This is a genomic window from Mesorhizobium sp. XAP4 (assembly GCF_029269325.1).
GTDB lineage: Bacteria > Pseudomonadota > Alphaproteobacteria > Rhizobiales > Rhizobiaceae > Mesorhizobium > Mesorhizobium ciceri.
Window position 1 is genome coordinate 746104 of the sequence record NZ_JARIXW010000004.1, and the last position, 20228, is coordinate 766331.

Sequence of the window (20228 nt, forward strand, 5' to 3'; positions counted from 1 at the left end):
CGCCATGAAAACAGCCAATCATCCCGATACCGTCCTGATTGTCGATTTCGGCAGCCAGTTCACCCAGCTCATCGCCCGCCGCATCCGCGAGGCCGGCGTGTTTTCCGAGATCGTGCCGTTCCAGTCGGCCGAAGCGGCATTCAAGCGCATCAATCCGAAAGCCGTGATCCTGTCCGGCGGCCCGGCTTCGACCGGCGATATCGGCAGTCCGCGCGCGCCGCAGATCGTCTTCGACGCCGGCGTGCCGGTGCTCGGCATCTGTTACGGCCAGATGGCCATGTGCGTGCAGATGGGCGGCGTCGCCGAAAGCTCCGACCATCGCGAATTCGGCCGCGCCTTCGTCGAGATCCAGAAGGACAGCCCGCTGTTTGAGGGCCTGTGGGCGCCCGGCCAGCGCCACCAGGTGTGGATGAGCCATGGCGACCGCGTCATCTCCTTGCCCAACGGCTTCGAGGTGTTCGGCAAATCGGAGGGCTCGCCATTCGCCATCTTCGGCAACATCGAGCGCAAGATGTACGGCATCATGTTCCACCCCGAGGTGGTGCATACGCCCGACGGTGCCCGGCTGCTCAGGAACTTCGTCCACAACATCGCCGGCATCGAGGGCGACTGGACCATGCGCGCCTACCGCGAGCACGCGGTCGAGGCGATCCGCAAGCAGGTCGGCAAGGGCAAGGTCATCTGCGCGCTGTCGGGCGGCGTCGATTCCTCCGTTGCCGCGCTGTTGATCCACGAAGCGGTCGGCGACCAGCTGACCTGCATCCTTGTCGACCACGGCCTGATGCGCAAGGACGAGGCCGCGGGCGTGGTGGCGATGTTCCGTGAGCACTACAATCTGCCGCTCATTCTGGTCAACGCGTCGGACCGTTTCATCGACGCCCTCGAGGGCGAGTCGGATCCGGAGAAAAAACGCAAGACCATAGGCCGGCTGTTCATCGAGGTGTTCGAGGAAGAGGCCAAGAAACTCGGCGGCGCCGAATTCCTGGCGCAAGGCACGCTCTACCCCGACGTGATCGAAAGTGTCTCCTTCACCGGCGGCCCGTCGGTGACGATCAAGTCGCACCACAATGTCGGCGGCCTGCCGGCGCGCATGAACATGCAACTGGTCGAGCCGCTGCGCGAACTGTTCAAGGACGAGGTCAGGGCGCTGGGCAAGGAGCTTGGCCTGCCCGAAAGCTTCATCGGCCGGCACCCGTTCCCAGGTCCGGGTCTTGCCATCCGCTGCCCCGGCGGCATCACCCGCGAAAAGCTGGAGATCCTGCGCGAAGCCGACGCCATCTATCTCGACGAGATCCGCAAGGCCGGCCTCTACGATGCCATCTGGCAGGCATTCGCCGTGCTGCTGCCAGTGCAGACGGTCGGCGTGATGGGCGACGGCCGCACCTACGAGTTCGTCTGCGCGCTGCGCGCCGTCACCTCGGTCGACGGCATGACGGCGGATTTCTACCACTACGACATGGCCTTCCTGGGGGCTGCTGCCACCCGCATCATCAACGAAGTCCGCGGCATCAACCGCGTCGTCTACGACGTGACGTCGAAGCCGCCTGGAACAATCGAGTGGGAGTAGGGGGATTAGGCGGCGATGGTGTGTTGTCGCCTCCGCTGGAGTTAGCGCTGATTGCCTGACAGCACTCAAACGTGATCGGGCACGAATGTAAAGCATCGTCGGAGCCGTTTAGAGCCTTGGCATATGACGTGCAATACGCGGGTTTGAGCGAGCGACGATGGCTCGGCTGAAAGTTGGCTCGAACGTACTTTGCGGACCGCAAGGGGCGATAACTTTCTGGCAACCGATTTGGCATCGGGCAGCGCGTCGGCTGTTACAGGAACATCCTTGACTGGATTGCGTTTCCTATTCCGGACCTTTCCAAAACAGGGAGAACAGTGTCATGGACTGGAACCGCGTGGAAGGAAACTGGAAACAGGTGAAAGGCAAGGTCAAGGAGCAGTGGGGCAAACTCACCGATGACGACCTTGACCGCATCGCCGGCAAGCGCGATCAACTCGAAGGCAAGATCCAGGAGCGTTACGGCATCGAAAAGGACCGCGTGCGGCGCGATGTCGATGATTGGTACGGGCGGCAGGGTTGGTAGGCATGTGAGCCCCGGCTGTGGCCATTCCAGGACGCGGCCCAACAGTCCGGCAGGACCATGCGAGCGCTGAGCCTTGTCGTCGGTTGAGTTTTGCAGCAAGGATTTGGTACTGTGGCTGAAAATATCTCTCGCAAGCAGGAGCAACGGGGGACAAGAAGAATTGTCACGTGGGCGATCGCAGTTATCGCCGTGATTTTTCTTGCTCTACTGGCCATATTCGTGTTCGGCCCGTTGCTATGACTTTCATGGCGATGATTGAGCTGTCTCCGATCCGGGGATGATCGGGCAGTGGTCGGGGACGCGGGCAGCGGCCACAGTGAGCAACTATGCTTCCGGCGAGGGCATGCGGCCAGCGCTGCTTCCGCGGCCGGACGACGCCAAGGCGGCGCACCTATATCGACCGCCGTCGCGCGGCTAGCCGGTCTGCAGTGCCGGCACAAAACCTGTTTCACAAGAATTTTGCTGAACACGATTTCGCCGGGAACATATCAGGAAAGGATTGGTTTGGTGGCGGTACACCCAACCAGGAGATCCACCATGATCGTCAAACTTCTGTCCGCCGCTGTGCTCGCGCTCACATTGGCCACATCGGCAGTGGCACAGTCGAACAGTTCCGGCTCCAACAGCGGTTCGGGCTCGAACGACGGCACCGGGGCTACGTCTGGAAATACCGGCGGCAACAGCGGCACCGGCTCTGGAACGTCCGTGAATCCTTCCGATCCGAGCACTACAAATTCGACAAATTCCACAACGAAATCAGGTGGCATGACTGACCGCTGCAAAGATTCGGCAGGCAACGACATCGACAACAACACCGCGACCGGCACGACAACATCGAATGTGCAGAACTGTAATAAATGAGCCGGCTCCTCAATCCGTTGCCGGACCAGTGCTTCGGCAGCGCATTGAGCGCTGAGAGCGGTAAGCGCAGATGAACCGGCAGGCCGCCAAGCAAGCGCCGCCCCGATTCTGGTGGTTGGCAGGAGCATCGGCGGCTGTCGTCATCGGTTTTGCCGTCTTTGCCAGCGGTTTGGTTCGCAGCAACAGTCTGCGAGAAACCACGCTTGTGCAGGCGATCGGCGGCGACCCTCAACGAGCCATCCCGGCCATGATCCGCAACGGCTGTGGCGGATGTCACGAAATCCCGGGGGTGCCCGGCGCCCGTGGTACCGTCGGTCCCTCCCTGCAGGGCGTCGTCGAAAGAGGATATATCGGGGCATCGCGAGCCAGCCCGGATGCGATGATGCGCTGGATCAGCAGAGCGCGGGACGTAGACCCGAACACGGCCATGCCCAATACAAATCTGTCGCCTCAAGAGGCACGCGACATCACCGCCTATCTCTATGCGCGGACATGAGGCGCACTGAACTGGTCCGACGGCGCAGGCGCCTTGCCAGCAGAAGCAGCAGCCCAGGCATCAACACGGCGGCGCACGCCACAAGTGATTGAGCCGCCAGAACCATGATTGTCTGGCCTGTTGTCGAGCCGGCCCGCATCTGGCGTATATCGGCCGCGGTAACGCTGACGTCGGGATTTCCGAACCGAGCGGTGACGTAATTTGCAAGGGCTGCCACCTGGCCATCGTCCAGCCAGCCGCCGAAGGCCGCCATCGACTTACGCCCCGCCACGTCGCCAGCTTTGACGCCTTCAAGGATGGTCATGGCGACATCCTCGGGCGTGGCCGCGCCGGGGGTGCTGTTGCGGGTCAAGGACGGATAGGATCCGTCTGACGATCCGCCTCCGTTCGCCCCATGGCACGTCGAACAGAGCGATCGATAGAGATCATCGCCGGCTGCGGTCCCGCTGCCTTGCGTCATCCCTTCGGTTCCAGCATCGCCGTCGGCCGTGGCCGCGTTACCCCATGAGAACCGCGGCTGCTTTTCGTCTCCCGATTGGGCGGGCACGTCCCTGAGATAAGCGACGATGGCCTGGATATCGTCATCGGAAAGATGTTGCAGGCTGTTCATGACCGTTTCCGCCATCGGCCCGCCCGCATAAGCCTTCCCGGGAACGGCGCCGGTTTTGAGAAATCGAGACAGCTCTTCGTTGCTCCAGCCGCCGACGCCTGCGATCTTGTCGCTGGTAATGTTGAAGGCCTGCCAGATGCCGGCGGTGCCGCCGGCAAGCTTGTGGTCTTCATCCATGCCGAACGTCGCATTCCTTGGCGTGTGGCAGGCACCGCAGTGGCCGAGCACCTCGACCAAGTAGGCTCCCCTGTTCCATGCGGCGGTCCGGTTCCGATCGGGCGTGAAACTGCCGGTATGCAGGTTCGCGAGCTTCCACAGCGCAACTGTCCAGCGCTGGTTGAATGGAAAAGGCAGGATGTTTCGCGGCTGCGGCTGCGAGATCGGCGGCTGCGCCAGGAGGTAGGTCCGGATCGCAAGCACGTCCTCGCGGCTCATCGCGGCGAAGCTGTCATAGGGCATGGCGGGATAGAGATCGGCTCCGTCGCGCCTGACACCTTTCTGCACGGCCCGCACGAACTCGTCCGCGGAGTAGCGTCCAATGCCCGTGTCGGGATCAGGTGTGATGTTGGTCGAGTATACGTCGCCGAAGGGTGTCGGCACGCGATAGCCTCCAGCGAACGGGCGGCTCGGATTGGACGTGTGGCAGCCGATGCAGTCGGCCGCTCGGGTAAGGTATTCACCCTTCTGGATTTCGCTCGCCCGCAGCTCAGTGCAAAGCGCCAACGATGCCAAGACGAGCGCGACCGCCCGGGAGGTGACGGCCGGGAATGGAATGCCCGCGGCAGGCCAAGGCGCGCACCGGCGGACGGCCAATCTCCGGGCCTTTGACCTCGTCACAGTTCGCACCCGCTGAAGATCAGCCCTGCCATCAGTTGCGCCAGCAAGATGAGCGTGAACAGCGCCCCGATGCCCACGGAAGTCCTGGCAAGGAATGCGCGCGTGCGCGCCTTCAGGGGCGGAACGGTACCATGTCCGCGGTCATGAACGGCGTGCCACGACAGCAGCGCGCCTGCCAGGGCGACAGCGGCGCCTGTCAACGAGAACAAGGCAGTGGGACGAAAGCCGGCGTGGCATTGCCAGGATGCAATCGAATAATCGAGCTGCAGCGTTATTGCCCACGCAACTGGTCCGCTGACCAGGCCTGCCCAGGAAACGCCGGTACGGATCGCCTGCATCTCACATCCTCGGAGCCCAATAGATAACAAGATAGAGCACGACCCATGAGACGACGACGAAGTCCCAGTAGAAGGCGTTGTCCGAGACGTCGCTGAAGCGGCGGCCTGCCTTGCCTTTTTGCGTGAACATGAGAACCGCCAGGACGATCGTGTCGCCGACATCGGTAAGGAGATGCGTCGTATGCAGCCCGAGCAGGAACCAGACGATCGATCCGTAAGCGTTCTGATCCCAGGAAATCCGCAGAGCCGGAAATTCCCAGATGCGAACGATCAGCGGAAGAATGCCGACGATCGACATGACGACCATGCCAAGGCGAACTTTCGCCAGGTCCTGGCGACGTGCCCAAACCTCGATCATGTGGTTGGGCACGACGCTCGCAACCAGAATAACCAGTACTGCCGTCCCCGGCAGCAGATCTGGCGCAGGGGCCCCAATGGGCCAATGCCGGGCCAGCACGGCCAGATAGAAGTAAGTGCCTATCGCCAAGGCAAAACCGGTTGCCTCGAGGGCAATGAAGGCAAGGGTTCCCCACCACATCGGGCTCGCTGACCCGAAATCGTATGTGGGCAGGTGACTGACGTCGGCGACGGGGCGGTGCCTCATTCCTCGTCCTCCGGTTCGCCTTTCGGCCAGAACCAGCAGATAAAGCCGATCGAAACCGGGATCGCTCCCCAGACCACCGCCCACGGCGTGTATATCGAACCGAGAAATGCGCCGCCGACTGCGATGGCCGACAGCAACGGCCAGATCGAGTTGTCAGCCGATGGTACCCTTACTTGCGGCATCGCATCGGCGACCGTGCCGGCGAGCACCTCGCGGGCGTCGACACGCAGACCTTCGACCACTGGGAGCACATCGGGCTCGGCCCAAAGCGGTTCGCGGTGAGTTACCACGGGCAGCCGCGAAAAATCGTAGGAGGGCGGCGGCGACGTCGTCGCCCATTCGAGCGTGCTCGCGCCCCAGGGATTGTCTCCTGCAATGCGGCCGTTGCGGAGGCTGAGAAAGAGATTCAGGAAGAAAAGCGCGAAGCCCGCGAACACCACCAGCGAAGAGAGGCTGATGAAGAGGTTCATCTCTCCCCAGCCGCTCGCCGGCGGATACGTATAAACGCGGCGCGGCATGCCTTGCAGACCGAGAATATGCATGGGGAAGAAGGTGAGATTGAACCCGAGGAAGACCAGCCAGAAATTCCAGCGGCCGAGCCTCTCGGACAGCATGCGTCCGGTGATCTTGGGAAACCAGTAATAAACGGCGCCGAGCAGGGGGAAGACGGCGCCCCCGACCAGCACATAATGGAAATGGGCAACCACGAAATAGGTGTCGTGCACCTGCAGGTCGAGCGGCACCGAGGCGACCATGACGCCGGTCAGGCCGCCGATCACAAAGGTGAAGATGAAGCCGAGAACGAAAAGCATGGGCGTGGCGAAGATCGGCCGGCCGCCCCAGATCGTCGCAATCCAGCAGAAGATCTGAACGCCGCTCGGAATGGCGATCATCATCGAGGAAGCGGTGAAGAAGCTCTCGCCGAGTTGCGGCAGGCCGGTAGCGAACATGTGGTGCACCCACAGGCCGAAGGAAAGAAAACCGATCGCGATCAACGACAGCACGATCCCGAGATAGCCGAACACCGGGCGGCGAACGAAGGTCGGCAGGATCGCGGAAACGAAGCCGGTCGCCGGAATGAAGATGATATAAACCTCGGGATGGCCGAAGAACCAGAACAGATGCTGCCACAGCAGTGCATCGCCGCCTGCTGCGGGGTCGAAAAATTTTGTGCCGACCAGGCGGTCGAGGATCAGCATTGTGCTCGAGACCATCACGGCCGGCATGGCGAACAGGATGACGAAAGCCGTAACGAGGACGGACCAGACATAGAGCGGGATGCGGTCGAGCGACATGCCGGGGGCACGTTGTTTGAAAACTGTCGCGATGATCTCGACCGCTACCGCGAGGGCGGACACTTCGGTGTAGGTCACCATCTGCGCCCAGAAATCGGGGCGCTTGCCGATGCCATATTCGGGTCCGGCGAGCGGCACATAGGAAAACCAGCCGGCATCCGCACCGGTTTCGAAGGCGAAGGCGATCCAGATCATCAGCCCGCCGGAAAGATAGACCCAGTAGCTGAATGCATTGAGCCGCGGAAAGGCGACATTGCGAGTGCCGATCATCAGCGGCACCAGGTAAATGGCGAAAGCTTCCATCACCGGCACGGCAAACAGAAACATCATCGTCGTGCCGTGCATGGTGAACAACTGGTTGTAGAGATCGGGACCGATATGGCCGGCCTCAGGCTGGGCAAGCTGGAAGCGCATGGCGAGCGCTGACAGACCCGCAAGGATGAGAAACAGGAAAGCCGTCACGATATAGCGCCGTCCGATCAGCTTGTGATCGACCGTGACCAGCCAGCCGTAGAAGCCTTTCGGCGTTCGCCAGGCATGCGCCAGAAAGGCGCGCAGTCTCACCTCTTCGAGACCGGTGTCACGGATGCCTTTCAGGGCCTCCTGAGTGTGCTCGGCCAGCTTTCCCGCAAGGCCACTCATTCGAGGCTTCCGAGATAGGTGACGACCGCGTTGAGATCGTCGGCGCTAAGGGCAATGCGTGGCATCTTGGCGCCGGGCTTTATCGACTGTGGATCGGCGATCCAGGCGGCGAGCGCGCCAGGGGTCATGGCGAGCGTATCCGCGGCCAGTGCGCGTCGGCTGGCGAGATGAGTTAGGTCAGGTCCCACCGTTCCGCTGGCAGGCGTGCCTCTTATCGTGTGGCAGAGCGCACAGCCGGTGGACAGAAATGCCTGTTGGCCGCGGCGCTCTTCGTCGCCGCCAGGCGCGGATGCGACGGCGTTTTGCCTGGATTGCCATGCTTCGAACGCTTCGCGGCTTTGCGCGATGACGGTGATGGCCATATGGGCGTGCTGATAGCCGCAGAATTCGGCACACTGGCCACGATAGATGCCGGGCTTATCGGCGACGAGTGTGAGCTCACTCGGCCGGCCCGGAATGAGATCGCGCTTGCCGGCAAGGTTCGGCACCCAGAAGCTATGAATGACATCGAGCGAATCGAGTTCGACCTTGACCGGTTCGCCAACCGGGACATGGATTTCATTTGCCGTGACGATCGATTGGGACCGATCATCTCCGGGATACCGGACCTCCCACCACCATTGGTGCCCGGTGATGCGCACGGCAAGCGTTTCCGTTCCACTCAGTGAAGCAATGGATTTGCCGGCGAAAAAACTCGCTATCGTCATCATGACGAGCACCAGAACGGTCAACGCAATGGCGCTGCCGACAGCGCGGGTAAATCGGCGCTCCTGACGAGAATCGATCTCGAGCGGCGAGCGCGTTGTCTCGGACAGGCGACGACGCAAAAGCGCTGCCGCCAGGATCAACATGACAAGCAGCCACGTGGCCACTGCGATTGCGCTGAAAGACCAGATCAGATCAAGGATTCTCCGGGCATTCGCACCGTGTGCATGGAGGGCCGATTGCTTGTCGCCGCATCCTGCCAAGGCCAATATCGGCGCTGCGCTGATCGCCCTCAAACGCCGTTGCGCGGCCGTTCCCTGAAAGGTGCCAGGCAAGATTTGCCTTGGACATGTGGGGGCAAGCGACATTCGCGGTCGTGTCAGCCTGCGAGAGCTGGCCAACGGACTCATGCACCTCGCCATGAAGGATCCACCATCGTTGCCAAGGCCATAACGCGGCTGACTGAAAAAGGATGCTTGGCAACACCGCCCGGCTGAAAACCGACGCGAAGCGGTGCGGGTTAGACGATGCGCAACTGCTGGAAAGCCTGTTGCCGCCGACTGCTCGTTTGAATCCAGAAAGCGACCAGGAGCAGTGCGGCTCCGCCATAGATCAGGCCGGCGGGAATCCACATGATCAAGCCTGCAAGTTGCTGGTCCTCGAGCGGGTTGAGCCCCCATAAATCCGAGCCGATCGCATTATCCGGATACCACAACCTGGGCGAGACGACGAGCAACACCCCGAGCAGCCCGGTGTGGAGGGAGGTGAAGAAAAGATGCATCACGGCATTGCCGCAAGCCTGCTCGCGGCCAAGGCGAGGCAGCAGCACCCACCAGAACAAAAGCCCGCTACCGAGGAAACTCGCGTGCTGGGCATAGTGCAGGAAGCCCTGCTGGAGGGCAGCCTCGAACAGCGCCGGGACATGCCAGATCCATATCGCGGCTCCGTGCAGGACGGTCGCGACCACAGGACGGCTGATGAACGCCCAGACCGCCCGAAGCGCATTTGCATGTCCGGCCACTCCGCATATCTGGCGCAGCTGTACCGGCAGGGCCCACATCATCGCCGCCGTCGGGCGGGAGGCAACCAGCAGAGGCGCTGCGACCGCCATCAGCAATTCGTGCTCGATCATGTGCGCCGCAAACACATGTTCGCCCAATGCATGGATCGGGCTTACAAGGGCGAACGCCAGGACGGACCAGCCGGCAGCAAACAGCAAGGCCTGCCGCGATCGCAAGCGACGTCCACGTCCGCTCGGTCGCCACAGCCGGCCAGCGCCGGCAACATACAGCAAAAGGATTGCCGCCAGTGGCAATGTGATGGGTAGCGCCAGAGTCCAACCAGCCTGCGGAGCGCCGTTGCCATAGCAAATCGAGGTCGAAAAGAGCGCGTCGAAGCTCATGATCCGCATCCGTCACCCGGAAGAGCGCGGGTTCATCTGGAAAGATTCAGAATGAAGCCACTGAGGTGCGCTGTTCCACCTCCCTGCGCCGCCTCTAGGCATCCATCATCGATTTCGCCGGCTCACGGGCGATATTTTCTTCTATGCGTTCGTGTCCCGGCGTCCGCGGCAGGGCCTGGCGGAAGTTCTTGGCGTAGTCTGCCGGCATTTTGGGCGGCATCAGCGGCTCATAGGCATCTACCAGCGCTTCGATCACGACAGGGCCTTGCGTGGCGAAAGCCTGGTCGAGAACCGTCTCGATCTGATCGGCCCGCTCGATGCGAAAACCCTTTGCGCCCATTGCTTCTGCCGCCTTAGCAAAATCGATCGGCTGCAATTCGCAACCGAATTGCGGGTTGCCCAGAAACATCATCTGCTCCCAGGCGATCTGATTGAGCATGTTGTTCTTGATCACCAGAACCTTGAGCGGGATCTTGTAGCGCACCGCCGTCGAGAATTCGCCGAGCTGCATGGCAAAGCCGCCATCGCCGACGATAGCGGCAATCGGTCGACCGGGAAACGCTATGCCGGCAGCGATGGCGTAGGCCAGACCGCAAGCCATCGACGCCAGCGATCCGGACACCCCGAATGCCTGGCCGCTGCGAAGATCGACATGGCGGGCGGCCAGCTCCGTATTCTGACCGGAATCCGTGGCCATCACTGTGTCGTCGGCCAATCTTTGTCCGAAAGCCCGGGCAATCGCTTGTGGCTTCAATGGTTGCGCCTGCATGTCTTCCGACTGCCGCATCATCTCGCGCCATTTTCTCATGGTCTCCTGGGAACGGCGCAGGAATTCATCCGAGGGCTTTTGCGTCAGGCGCTGGTTGAGCGCGCGCAATGTCTCTGCCGCGTCGCCGACAAGGCCGGCCTCGACCGGAAAGCGCAAGCCGATCCGTTGCGCATCGCAGTCGATCTGGACGCCACGGGCCTGTCCGGGCTTCGGGTAGTATTCGATGTAGGGAAAGGTCGAACCGATAATCAGCACCGCGTCACAGTTCTCCATCGCCTCTTGCGAAGCCAGGGTTCCAAGAATGCCGATCCCGCCGGTGGCGTAGGGATGGTCGTCCGGCAGCACCGCCTTGCCCAGCAAAGCCTTCGCGACAGGCGCCTGCAGCAGGCGCGCCGTGTGTTCGAGTTCGGCGGCCGCGCCGATGGCGCCGCGTCCGGCCAGGATCGCAACCCGCGAAGCGTCATTGAGAATGGCGGCGGCTTTGTCGAGCTCAACGTCCAGCGGTACGCTATGACCGGCGAACATATCCTGCGGCGTGTGCGCCGGGCGATTGCGCTTGGAGCGCTTCGACGGATCACGCTCCTGCTCCTGGATGTCGCTGGCAATCGAAAGATGGGCGACGCCCTTGCGCGCCAGCGCCGTTCGGCAGGCAAGGCTGGCGACGTTTTCCATATGCGCGGCATCGGCAACATGGGCGTTATAAACGGAGACATCGTTGAACACGCGCGTCAGATCGACATCCTGTTGCGTGAACGTCTCGATCAGATCGTGGAACTGCATGCCCGTAATCGCCAGCACCGGAGCCTGGTCGAGCTTGGCGTCATAGAGGCCGGTCAGAAGATGTGTTCCGCCGGGGCCGGACGTCGCAAGGCACACGCCCAGCTTTCCTGTCCACTTGGCATATGCACATGCCATGAAGGCAGCCGACTCTTCATGCCGGACCTGAACGAAGGCAATTTTGTCGCGCCGCGTCCGCAACGCTTCCATGACCCCGTTTATGCCGTCTCCCGGCAAGCCGAACACCACTCCACGTCCCAGGCGACGAGTGTGTCGATCAGAATTTCTGCTGCATTCGGCATGTCAGGGTAGCTCCGGGTGGATGGTGTCCGAACCGGTGAATCCCGAGTTGGTTCCTTCGTCGCAATAAATCGTGACAGGTTTCTGGGGCGATCTTCCTGGGGCGGTCTATTCGATCTGCTCGAACGTGCATTGCCGTGGCGCCTTGTCGGGGCGCCAGCGCAGCAGTTTGGTGCCATGGCGAAACCGATTGCCGGTGACGTGGTCGAAGCGGACCTCCACCACCAGTTCAGGTTCCAAAGGCTCCCATTGTCCGCTGCGCTCCGTGCTCCAGCGGCTCGGGCCGCCGGGCGCCTTGCCGGTGAATCCGGGCTCTGACCGCAGCCCTTCCAGCCGGCGCGTGAGCGCTCCTCTGTCGGTCCTGGCGATGGTCGACGTGAAGCCGACGTGATCGAGCTTGCCGTCGTCATTGTAGAGGCCGAGGAGCAGTGAGCCGACCTCACGGCTACCCGCGAGATAGCGGAAACCGCCGACAACGCAATCGGCGGTGCGCCTCGGCTTTACCTTCACCATCGCACGTTCGCCGCACAGATAATGCTCGTCGAGCACTTTGGCCACGATGCCGTCGGTCGATGCATGGCCGGCCCCGTTCAGCCATCGAGCCGCCGTCGCTGCATCATAAGTGCACTTCGACAGGCGAAGATCCGGACTGTTCGAGGAGGTCACGAAGTCCTCGATCGCTCGCCGCCTTTCGACAAGTGGTTTGCCCGTGATGACCTCGCCGCCCGGCCTGGCAAGCATGTCGAAGAGGATCAGACTGGCAGGCGTCTGCGAACTCAGTTTGCGGATTCTGCTTTGTGCCGGGTGAAGACGCATCTGCAGCGCCTCGAAGGAAAGCTCACCGTCCACCTCGATGACAATCTCGCCGTCGATGACGAAATGCCCGCGCTTGAGGTCACGCAGGATCTCCGTGATTTCCGGAAAATAGCGGCCGAGCGGCTTGCCGGATTTGGCGCGCAGGTCAACGGTGTCGCCGCTCTTGAAAGCAAGGCAGCGGAATCCGTCCCATTTAGGCTCGTACTGCCAGCGGTTCCCATCCCTTGGGATTGCATCGGCAAGCCTGGCCTCCATCGGAGACGTATCCAGCGGGAGCGGGAAGGCGTTTATCGGCTCATGCACGGATCAGGCCTCCAAAACCGGTTCAGGAACGGCTCCGGCTTTTCAACTTCCAGGACAGCACCGCGTTCCATCTGACGGGTTCATGGCAGGTCCTTCGCGATGGACATTTTCATTTGCCGCCGGAACCCGGTGACGGCTGGCCGCTTTGATGTCATCGGCGGCGCGAAAGGAGATGCCCATCGACCTCTCATTGTGGACAGCTTTTGTCGGAACCGTCATTCTGATGCAGGTGCCGCCAGGCCCCGACAGCATGCTGGTGATGGCCCGCGGCATCGGACACGGGCGCGGCGTGGCGTTGTTCACGGTACTCGGCATGACGCTGGGCGCCGGACTGGTGCAGCTTCCGCTGATTGCATTCGGCCTGTCTTCGCTTGTCCACGCCTCGCCGGTGGCGTTCAATCTGCTTCGATGGGCAGGGGCGGCCTATATCATGTGGCTGGGTTTCCGGCTGCTGCTTTCAGCCTCGGCAACCATTCCCACAGGTGACATCAAGGCCCTGCGGCCGCTCGCCGCCGCCCGGGAAGGAATGATCGCCAATCTGAGCAATCCCTGGCCTTTGATGTTCATGGTTGCGTTCCTGCCGCAATTTGTCGACCCGCATAGGGGCTCCGTCACGTTGCAACTGGTGCTGCTTGGCGCAACACAGAAGATAACCGGTGTGCTGGTGCTGGGAGCCTACGCCTTGGCATCGGGCGCGGTCGGCGCATGGGTCATGCGGCACCCTCGCGCAGGGCTTTGGCAGCAGCGGCTCGCCGGCTGTCTCATCATCGGCCTCGGCGTGCGGATGGTGATCGGCGGCAGTACGAGCCGCTGACTTCAAGAAATAGCTTGCCACGTCGCCTGAAGGATTGGCTTCGACACAAGCATTGTCTTCTTCAGGGGGACGGAGCATTCGCTTTGACGTTCGGCTCCGCCGCCGTCGCGGGCCGGGACCGTGTCCAGGAACAAAAAACCTGACCGGAGGTTCGAACCTCGATCTCAATGCAGCTGCAACGCTTCATCGCCATCCGATTGGAATGTTCGTCATGATTTCTTGCGTGGCCTCGGTAAAGACGCGCCTTCAATGAACAAGCCGCCTGAGAATGCTGGCCAAAGGGAAAGCAGGCGAAAAGGGGGCGACGTCGTTCGGGCTCTTGGGCTTGGCCTGATCACCGGCGCGGCCGATGACGACTGCTCGGCCATCGGTACCTACGCCAGCGCCGGAGCGCGGTTCGGCCCCGACCTGCTGTGGACGGCACCTGTCACGCTGCCGATGATGTATCTCGTCGTCTACCTTTCATCCAAACTTGGCCAGGTTTCGGGTCGCGGGCTTTTCCAGGTCATATCGGACTTCTATCCGCGTTGGCTGCTGTGGTCCGTGCTGGTGGGCGTGCTGATTGGCAACACGATCGAGGCAGCCGCCGACCTTGGCGCCATGTCGGCGGCTATTGTGCTGTTCGTTCCGCTGCCTGCTCCGTTGGTCGTCACTGCCGTTGCGGTCGTCATTTTTGCCCTGCAGGTGCTCGGATCGTACAAATTGATCCGAAACGTGTTCCGGTGGCTGGCTCTGGCTCTGCTTGCCTATGTGGTCTCCGCGGTACTTGCCAAACCGGATGCCGCTTCCGTCCTGCGTGGCACGCTGTTGCCACAAATCGAGTTCAGCCGAGAGTACCTGTCCATCCTCATCGCCATCGTCGGGACCACTCTCTCCGCATACCTTTACACGTGGCAGTCCAATCAGGAGGTGGAGGAGGAGATCGCCAAGGGTCGAACGAGCCTCGAAGAGCGCAAAGGCGCCACCGAGGGTGAACTGCGCCGATCCCGCCGCGATATCCTGATCGGCATGACGTTCTCCAATCTGATCATGTATTTTATCATCCTTTCGACCGGGTCGACGCTCTACAAGGCCGGACACACGCAGATCGAGACAGCGGCACAGGCGGCCGAAGCGCTGCGGCCGCTTGCCGGCGACGCTGCCGGCATTCTCTTTGCGGCCGGTGTAATTGGTGTCGGCTTTCTGGCCGTGCCGATCATGACCGCTGGCGCTGCTTTCGATTTCGCCCAGGCGATGGGATGGAAGAATAGCCTGCATGCCAAACCCCGGCAGGCTCCCAAATTCTACATCGCGATCGGGGTCATAACGCTGGTGGCGGTGGGTCTCAATTTCTTCGGCTTCAACCCGATGAAAGCTCTCGTCTGGTCTGGCATCGTGCAAGGATTTTCAACGCCGCCGCTGCTGTTTCTCATCCTCATCATGACCAACAATCGCAAGATCATGGGCGACAAGGTCAACAGCACAAGCACGAACATCCTCGGCGGCGTGACGACCCTGGCGATTTTTGCGGCGTCGGCGGGATTGGTGGCAAGCTGGTTCCTGTAGCTCGCATGGCATGACAGATGTTCAGGCACGGTGGAACATCGGCGGTCAAATCCCGTTGAGACGCTTGTGGGAGAAAGGAGGTTGTCCATGTCAAAGTTGCAGGCCGCAACTCCGGACCGTTTAAGGCAACTCAGGCTTGAAGCTTCAGCACATTTCGCTCCGTTGATGCTGAACGAAGCCCTGTTGCGCCTTTCCCATGCCTGCGGAGGCGACAGCCTCGACCGCTTCGAGAAAGCCATGGTTGATCAAATCGAGGCTGCCAAGGACGATCGGGCCGATTTCGAAACGATCAAGGAACTCGCGATCGAGCAGCTTTACGCCCTGGTCCGGAACGCCAACGATTCGCCGAAAAAGAAACAGTCGCTGGAGAAGATCGACACGCGCAGAACGCCCGGCCGGTCCGAAGAACCACGCACGCTCGAGGACCAACTGCAGGCGGGGTTGGAGGATTCCTTTCCGGCGAGCGATCCGCCTTCGGTGGTGTCCACGACCATTTCAGGCGGAGCAAAGAAGCTGGTCGGGACCGACGAGGTCCTGGAGAAGCAGCGGCGACAAGCGTCCAGCAAGGAAGATCGCTCGTAGACCGCGGTGCCGGCTGGGTTGGCGGCAAACCAAAGAGTGCGGACGCGCCAACGGAAACAGCTGACGCCATCGCATCAAAGCTTGACAGCCGCCTCCCGCGCCCAGAGCCGCAGTTTGCGGCATGACTGCACAAACGCAGCTACCGAAGCTGCCGAATCCAGCCGCCTCAGCCCCTCATCGGCATCGGGAGCGACGCCTGCTTTGATCAGGAGCGGCTCGGCCCCGGAGGTGAAGCCGATGAACTTGCAATGCGCAAACGCATCAGACACGAAATCCTTCGCAGCGGCCTCCGTGACCAGTAGCTCGGCGCCCGCCTCGGAGAGGAGCAGCACCACCGCGTCGAACAAAACGGATGGACCGCCGTCGATCATGTGCCTTGCCTCGATGTGGGTGCCGTCGGCGGCTTCGACGCCGCCCACCTTGGGCGCAACCACCTCCATCACCGCGCCTTCCGCTTCGATGGCGGAACGAAGTTCCTCGAACAGCGCGACATCGGCTCCATCGCTGAGCATGACACCGACTTTGCGGCCTTCGAAACTGTCGGGCCCGTTTTGGATGATGCTGAGCGCCGGCGACGGCGGCAAGTCATCGCGCGGTGGAACGGCGGCTTCGGCAGGTTCGGGCATGTCACGGATGCCGAGCTTGTCGGCGACCGTGGTCGCCAGCGTTTCATCGATGTTCAACAAATGCGAAACCATGCGTTCGCGGATCGCCGGGGCCTGGACCTTGCTCAGTTCAAACGTCAGCGCCATTGCGATGTGACGCTGCTCCGGTGGTGTCTGGCTGTTGAAGAATTGCCGGGCCTGGCTGTAGTGATCGGCGAAGCTCTCCGCGCGCAGACGTACTTTCTGCCCTTGTTCGACATCGGCGAAAGAACGGAAGCCACGCTGCGGATCCTCGCGCGGTCCCAGTCCCCATGAGTTCGGTTCATAGTTGGCGCGCCCGGCCGGATTGCGCATGGCCATGTGCCCGTCCTGTTGAAAATGGGCGAACGGGCACTTCGGTGCATTGATCGGCAGATGGGTAAAGTTCGGGCTGCCCAGTCGTTTCAATTGGGTATCGAGATAGGAGAAGTTGCGGCCCTGCAGAAGCGGATCGTTGGAGAAGTCGATTCCGGGCGGCACATTCTGCGTCATGAATGCAACCTGCTCGGTCTCGGCGAAGAAATTATCCGGCATCCGGTCGAGCACCAGCCGACCGACCGGAATTGGTTCGAGAACCTCTTCGGGAATGATCTTCGTTGCGTCCAGGATATCGAAGTCAAAACTGTCGGCAAACGCCTGATCGAACAGTTGCACCGTCAACTCCCATTCCGCGAAATTGCCGGCCTGTATGGCCTCCCACAGATCGCGGCGATGGAAGTCGGGATCGGCGCCGTTGATCTTGACCGCCTCGTTCCAGACCACCGATTGCATGCCGAGCTTGGGTTTCCAGATGAACTTGACGAAGGTGGATTCGTCCTTGGCGTTGACGAGGCGGAACGTATGCACACCGAAGCCTTGCATGAAGCGGAAGGAACGCGGGATGGCGCGATCCGACATGATCCACATCACCATGTGCATCGATTCCGGCATCAGGCTGATGAAGTCCCAGAAATTGTCGTGCGCCGTCTGTGCCTGCGGAAAAGCACGGTCGGGCTCCTGTTTGGCGGCGTGGATCAGATCGGGAAACTTGATGGCGTCCTGGATGAAGAAGACCGGAATGTTGTTGCCGACCAAATCCCAATTGCCTTCCTTGGTGTAGAGCTTGACCGCAAAGCCGCGCACGTCGCGGGCGAGATCGAACGAGCCCTTGTTGCCGGCAACCGTCGAGAAACGAACGAATGCCGGCGTCTTTTCACCAGCTCGCTGGAAAATGTCGGCACGTGTGTATTTGGCCAGTGAGTCGTAGGTCTCGAAATAACCATGCGCGCCATAGCCGCGGGCATGGACGACCCGTTCCGGGATGCGTTCGTGGTCGAAGTGGAAAATCTTCTCGCGAAAGTGAAAGTCTTCGATCAGCGATGGTCCGCGTTCACCGATCCGCAATGTGTTTTGGTCGTCGGAGACAGGCGTTCCGAGCGCCGTGGTAAGGACAGGCGTGTCGTCTCCCGCGATCTGGTGCAACTCGCCGCCATTTCCGCGCGCGCTATTCTGATCCAGTCCACTTGCCGATTGGCGAGCGGAGGGGCGAGCGGATTTGGCCATGACAGGTCCTCGATCGATACTGGAAGGTTGAAGTGGCAAGCCATCAAACTGCCGGTGAACGGCTTTGTTCCCGTAAAAAAGCGGACGCTGTTAGATACCACTGTCGAAGGAGGCGTCGCTGCTGCGGCGATGGTATGCGCCGATCGCATGACAGACATCTCCGCCCGCGAAGAATTATGAAGAGTTGTCTCCAGCAAGAGGAACGAACCAAACTTCCATGCATTTAGCTGAGGCTGCGTTCACACACTCTTTCTGCTGGGAGCTGGACCATTGTCATCCGGAGGCTGCCTTTTGGCCGACCAGGAAACCAATGAAGTTTCCATCGTTGACCTGATACCCGCCCTGCGGGCATTCGCGCGCACCTTCTGCCGCGTCCCCGACGATGCTGACGATCTCGTGCAGGAGACACTGACCAAGGGTCTCGCCAACATCGACAAGTTCGAACCCGGTACGCGAATGAAGTCGTGGCTCTTCACCATCATGCGCAACACCTATTATACCCGGGTCAAGATCGCTGCCCGGGAGGCGCCAGGCCTGCTCGACTGCGCCTCTTCGAGACCAATTTCGGAAGCCACCCAGGAATGGACCGTTCAGAGCAGGGAAGTTCACGGCGCCATTCAAAGACTGCCTGAACACCAACGCGAGGTGCTGATGCTGATCGGCGTTTTGGGAGTGAGCTACGAGGAAACCGCCGACATATGCGGTTGCGCGGTCGGGACGGTCAAAAGCCGCCTGAACCGTGCGCGCGCCAACATCCTTGAACTCCTAGGGGAGAGTTCGCTGGAGACATTGATGGAGAGGAGAAACCAGCTGTCGGACGGTCAGCTCGACGTCGAGGTCGACAGCCGCAGATAGTCAGTTGTTCGCGTCGCGCCGACGCTTCTCGACGAGCGCGTTCTGCAATTCGATCGCCAGCTTGGTGAGGCGGTCCGGAATCTTTTCCTGCTCTATGGCTGCCAGCAGGGAGGCAATCTCCCGATCCACCGCCATCTCGACATGCGGATCCGCGGTATCGTCGCTCGAACGAGACATCACATTCTCTTGATAGCGGTCCCTTGATCGTAGTGTGGTGATAAGCGCCCGGCATTACAAGCCTGTGTCCACCGCCGAGAAGCTGACCGGCGGACCCTTGCACAGGTTTATTTCCTTGCTCCTTCGTCGCCCCGCGGACCACAGGCCCGCGCGGTGGCGTTCAGTCCTTCGGCAATCGATTAGCGGCGTAATCCATCGGACTTGATCCGATTGCCGTCCAGCCCGCGCTCCTCCTTCGAATCGAGGACACTCGTTGGTGCCCTTTGCTCGACGTCCGAACTGGCATCGTGCTGTAATGTTCCGTCTCACCGAGCGAGCAAAAAAGCGTTGCCATCCCATGATCGAAACGGCTTCTCACCGTCGATGAGGACCCGCAATTGATGAGCTTGCGCCAGACGGCCGATATCGTCGCGGTCTGAGAAAAGCGATCCGCGATAGGAATAGTTCAGCAAGGCGAGCCAGCCCGGCCGTTTCAGAACGCGCGCAATTTCTTCGAAATGCCGCTCTGCCATGCCGGCCAGAACCAGATAGGGAAAGCTGTCGACCGCCAGCACGCAATCGAAACTGGCATCGTCGAAATCGGCCAGATCGAGACCGGAGGTTTGTCGTAACTCGACATTGCCGAGTGCGGCGCATTGCTCTGAGGCGATGGAGATCATTCGCGACGATATATCGATACCGACCATCCGCTTGAAGGATTTGCACAGCGCACGCTCGAAACGGCCGATGCCGCAACCGATGTCGAGAATGCTCCGTTCCCTTCCGGTGAATTCTCGGGCTTCCAGCCATGCGACGATTTCGTTGGTCGTGGCTGTGAGCCTTTCCTCATCGCCGAGGGATGCCAGTTGGACACTCGCGGCTCCCGAAATCGCTGCCGCGGCATCGAAGCTGGACGCCAGCCGCATGACGACAGCGGCATTCGTCTCGTCCTCATTGCGCTCATGGCGAACGGCGCCGCCCGTCGCTCGCAACATGGCAAAGACGTCTGGTTTGCAGCGCAGCAGTCCGGCGACCTTCCGCAATCTTGCCGCGTCGCCGGTATCCGCCGGACGGACTTTCAGCACGACCTCCGCCAATTCCGCTGCCCCAATTGTGGGCGGCAGGTGGAGCGCCAGCCTGACGAGAACACCTTCGGCGCAAATACCGTCGGCCATGCAGTCTTCAACCGCCAGCCTGACCGATGTCCGGCGCTGGGCGCCTTTCGGTGCGGTTACACTCAAT

General features: G+C 61.2%; 18 protein-coding genes and 1 pseudogene. 8 read left to right on the forward strand and 11 right to left on the reverse strand.

Annotated elements, in window-relative coordinates:
• The first annotated feature begins 4 nt into the window (after positions 1 to 4).
• The 4 genes from guaA (at position 5) to P3C39_RS21070 (ending at position 3450) form a co-directional block, all read left to right on the forward strand.
• Positions 5 to 1567: a glutamine-hydrolyzing GMP synthase gene (gene guaA / locus P3C39_RS21055; protein ID WP_024502342.1), complete on the forward strand. Its 1563-nt coding sequence runs from the start codon at positions 5 to 7 to the stop codon at positions 1565 to 1567.
• Between the two features lie 322 nt (positions 1568 to 1889).
• On the forward strand, positions 1890 to 2093 hold the full coding sequence (locus P3C39_RS21060; RefSeq protein WP_013533227.1) for a CsbD family protein: 204 nt from the start codon (positions 1890 to 1892) through the stop codon (positions 2091 to 2093).
• A 537-nt stretch (positions 2094 to 2630) separates the two neighbouring features.
• Positions 2631 to 2954 carry a hypothetical protein gene (locus tag P3C39_RS21065; protein ID WP_013533226.1) on the forward strand — a complete coding sequence of 108 codons (324 nt, stop codon included), beginning with the start codon at positions 2631 to 2633 and terminating at the stop codon, positions 2952 to 2954.
• Positions 2955 to 3024: 70 nt separating this feature from the next.
• Positions 3025 to 3450 (forward strand): c-type cytochrome, encoded by a 426-nt coding sequence (locus P3C39_RS21070; protein WP_024502343.1) that lies wholly within the window; start codon positions 3025 to 3027, stop codon positions 3448 to 3450.
• On the opposite strand, the gene P3C39_RS21075 is transcribed toward P3C39_RS21070, so the two are convergent.
• The 8 genes and pseudogenes from P3C39_RS21075 to P3C39_RS21110 form a co-directional block, all read right to left on the reverse strand.
• Positions 3422 to 4873 carry a c-type cytochrome gene (locus P3C39_RS21075; protein WP_167355169.1) on the reverse strand — a complete coding sequence of 484 codons (1452 nt, stop codon included), beginning with the start codon at positions 4871 to 4873 and terminating at the stop codon, positions 3422 to 3424. The two genes, P3C39_RS21070 and P3C39_RS21075, sit on opposite strands and share 29 nt — an antisense overlap.
• Positions 4874 to 4893: 20 nt before the next feature.
• Positions 4894 to 5235: a hypothetical protein gene (locus tag P3C39_RS21080; protein ID WP_024502345.1), complete on the reverse strand. Its 342-nt coding sequence runs from the start codon at positions 5233 to 5235 to the stop codon at positions 4894 to 4896.
• A gap of 1 nt (position 5236) precedes the next feature.
• Positions 5237 to 5839: a cytochrome c oxidase subunit 3 gene (locus tag P3C39_RS21085; RefSeq protein WP_013533222.1), complete on the reverse strand. Its 603-nt coding sequence runs from the start codon at positions 5837 to 5839 to the stop codon at positions 5237 to 5239.
• Positions 5836 to 7776, reverse strand: coding sequence for a cytochrome c oxidase subunit I (ctaD, locus tag P3C39_RS21090; RefSeq protein ID WP_127384536.1), 1941 nt, complete (start codon positions 7774 to 7776; stop codon positions 5836 to 5838). Before ctaD ends, P3C39_RS21085 begins: the two co-directional genes overlap by 4 nt.
• Entirely contained in the window at positions 7773 to 8816 is a 1044-nt protein-coding gene (coxB, locus tag P3C39_RS21095) for a cytochrome c oxidase subunit II (RefSeq protein ID WP_346016452.1), read from the reverse strand. The genes ctaD and coxB overlap by 4 nt, the downstream gene beginning before the upstream one ends.
• Positions 8817 to 9001: 185 nt before the next feature.
• Entirely contained in the window at positions 9002 to 9883 is an 882-nt protein-coding gene (locus P3C39_RS21100) for a cytochrome c oxidase assembly protein (protein ID WP_275953922.1), read from the reverse strand.
• Positions 9884 to 9977: 94 nt separating this feature from the next.
• Positions 9978 to 11731, reverse strand: a pseudogene (locus P3C39_RS21105) (thiamine pyrophosphate-dependent enzyme).
• A 106-nt stretch (positions 11732 to 11837) separates the two neighbouring features.
• Positions 11838 to 12848 carry an ATP-dependent DNA ligase gene (locus P3C39_RS21110; RefSeq protein WP_275953921.1) on the reverse strand — a complete coding sequence of 337 codons (1011 nt, stop codon included), beginning with the start codon at positions 12846 to 12848 and terminating at the stop codon, positions 11838 to 11840.
• 223 nt (positions 12849 to 13071) lie between these two features.
• Between P3C39_RS21110 and P3C39_RS21115 the strand changes: the two genes are divergently transcribed.
• The 3 genes from P3C39_RS21115 (at position 13072) to P3C39_RS21125 (ending at position 15789) form a co-directional block, all read left to right on the forward strand.
• On the forward strand, positions 13072 to 13662 hold the full coding sequence (locus P3C39_RS21115; RefSeq protein ID WP_275955451.1) for a LysE family translocator: 591 nt from the start codon (positions 13072 to 13074) through the stop codon (positions 13660 to 13662).
• Positions 13663 to 13911: 249 nt separating this feature from the next.
• The gene (locus tag P3C39_RS21120) at positions 13912 to 15207 is read left to right on the forward strand and encodes an Nramp family divalent metal transporter (protein WP_275953919.1); all 1296 of its coding nucleotides are present in this window, start codon (positions 13912 to 13914) and stop codon (positions 15205 to 15207) included.
• A gap of 87 nt (positions 15208 to 15294) precedes the next feature.
• Positions 15295 to 15789 carry a hypothetical protein gene (locus P3C39_RS21125; RefSeq protein ID WP_013533214.1) on the forward strand — a complete coding sequence of 165 codons (495 nt, stop codon included), beginning with the start codon at positions 15295 to 15297 and terminating at the stop codon, positions 15787 to 15789.
• 74 nt (positions 15790 to 15863) lie between these two features.
• Here the strand turns inward: P3C39_RS21125 and P3C39_RS21130 are convergent, their stop codons facing one another.
• Complete coding sequence (locus P3C39_RS21130; RefSeq protein WP_275953918.1) at positions 15864 to 17975, reverse strand: catalase; 2112 nt, start codon at positions 17973 to 17975, stop codon at positions 15864 to 15866.
• 291 nt (positions 17976 to 18266) lie between these two features.
• Here P3C39_RS21130 and P3C39_RS21135 point away from each other — a divergent pair, with 291 nt between their 5' ends.
• Positions 18267 to 18830, forward strand: coding sequence for a sigma-70 family RNA polymerase sigma factor (locus P3C39_RS21135; protein WP_013533212.1), 564 nt, complete (start codon positions 18267 to 18269; stop codon positions 18828 to 18830).
• Here the strand turns inward: P3C39_RS21135 and P3C39_RS21140 are convergent, their stop codons facing one another.
• Positions 18831 to 19007, reverse strand: coding sequence for a hypothetical protein (locus P3C39_RS21140; RefSeq protein ID WP_013533211.1), 177 nt, complete (start codon positions 19005 to 19007; stop codon positions 18831 to 18833). It lies immediately after the preceding gene.
• 305 nt (positions 19008 to 19312) lie between these two features.
• Entirely contained in the window at positions 19313 to 20227 is a 915-nt protein-coding gene (locus tag P3C39_RS21145; protein ID WP_064993463.1) for a class I SAM-dependent methyltransferase, read from the reverse strand.
• Between the last annotated feature and the right edge of the window lies 1 nt (position 20228).

Excerpts from the sequence above, each read along its gene's own strand:
- guaA (WP_024502342.1), top strand. The coding sequence starts at position 5 with ATGAAAACAGCCAATCATCCCGATACCGTCCTGATTGTCGATTTCGGC.
- P3C39_RS21060 (WP_013533227.1), top strand. The coding sequence starts at position 1,890 with ATGGACTGGAACCGCGTGGAAGGAAACTGGAAACAGGTGAAAGGCAAG.
- P3C39_RS21065 (WP_013533226.1), top strand. The coding sequence starts at position 2,631 with ATGATCGTCAAACTTCTGTCCGCCGCTGTGCTCGCGCTCACATTGGCC.
- P3C39_RS21070 (WP_024502343.1), top strand. The coding sequence starts at position 3,025 with ATGAACCGGCAGGCCGCCAAGCAAGCGCCGCCCCGATTCTGGTGGTTG.
- P3C39_RS21080 (WP_024502345.1), bottom strand. The coding sequence starts at position 5,235 with ATGCAGGCGATCCGTACCGGCGTTTCCTGGGCAGGCCTGGTCAGCGGA.
- P3C39_RS21085 (WP_013533222.1), bottom strand. The coding sequence starts at position 5,839 with ATGAGGCACCGCCCCGTCGCCGACGTCAGTCACCTGCCCACATACGAT.
- ctaD (WP_127384536.1), bottom strand. The coding sequence starts at position 7,776 with ATGAGTGGCCTTGCGGGAAAGCTGGCCGAGCACACTCAGGAGGCCCTG.
- P3C39_RS21100 (WP_275953922.1), bottom strand. The coding sequence starts at position 9,883 with ATGAGCTTCGACGCGCTCTTTTCGACCTCGATTTGCTATGGCAACGGC.
- P3C39_RS21115 (WP_275955451.1), top strand. The coding sequence starts at position 13,072 with ATGCAGGTGCCGCCAGGCCCCGACAGCATGCTGGTGATGGCCCGCGGC.
- P3C39_RS21120 (WP_275953919.1), top strand. The coding sequence starts at position 13,912 with ATGAACAAGCCGCCTGAGAATGCTGGCCAAAGGGAAAGCAGGCGAAAA.
- P3C39_RS21125 (WP_013533214.1), top strand. The coding sequence starts at position 15,295 with ATGTCAAAGTTGCAGGCCGCAACTCCGGACCGTTTAAGGCAACTCAGG.
- P3C39_RS21130 (WP_275953918.1), bottom strand. The coding sequence starts at position 17,975 with ATGGCCAAATCCGCTCGCCCCTCCGCTCGCCAATCGGCAAGTGGACTG.
- P3C39_RS21140 (WP_013533211.1), bottom strand. The coding sequence starts at position 19,007 with ATGTCTCGTTCGAGCGACGATACCGCGGATCCGCATGTCGAGATGGCG.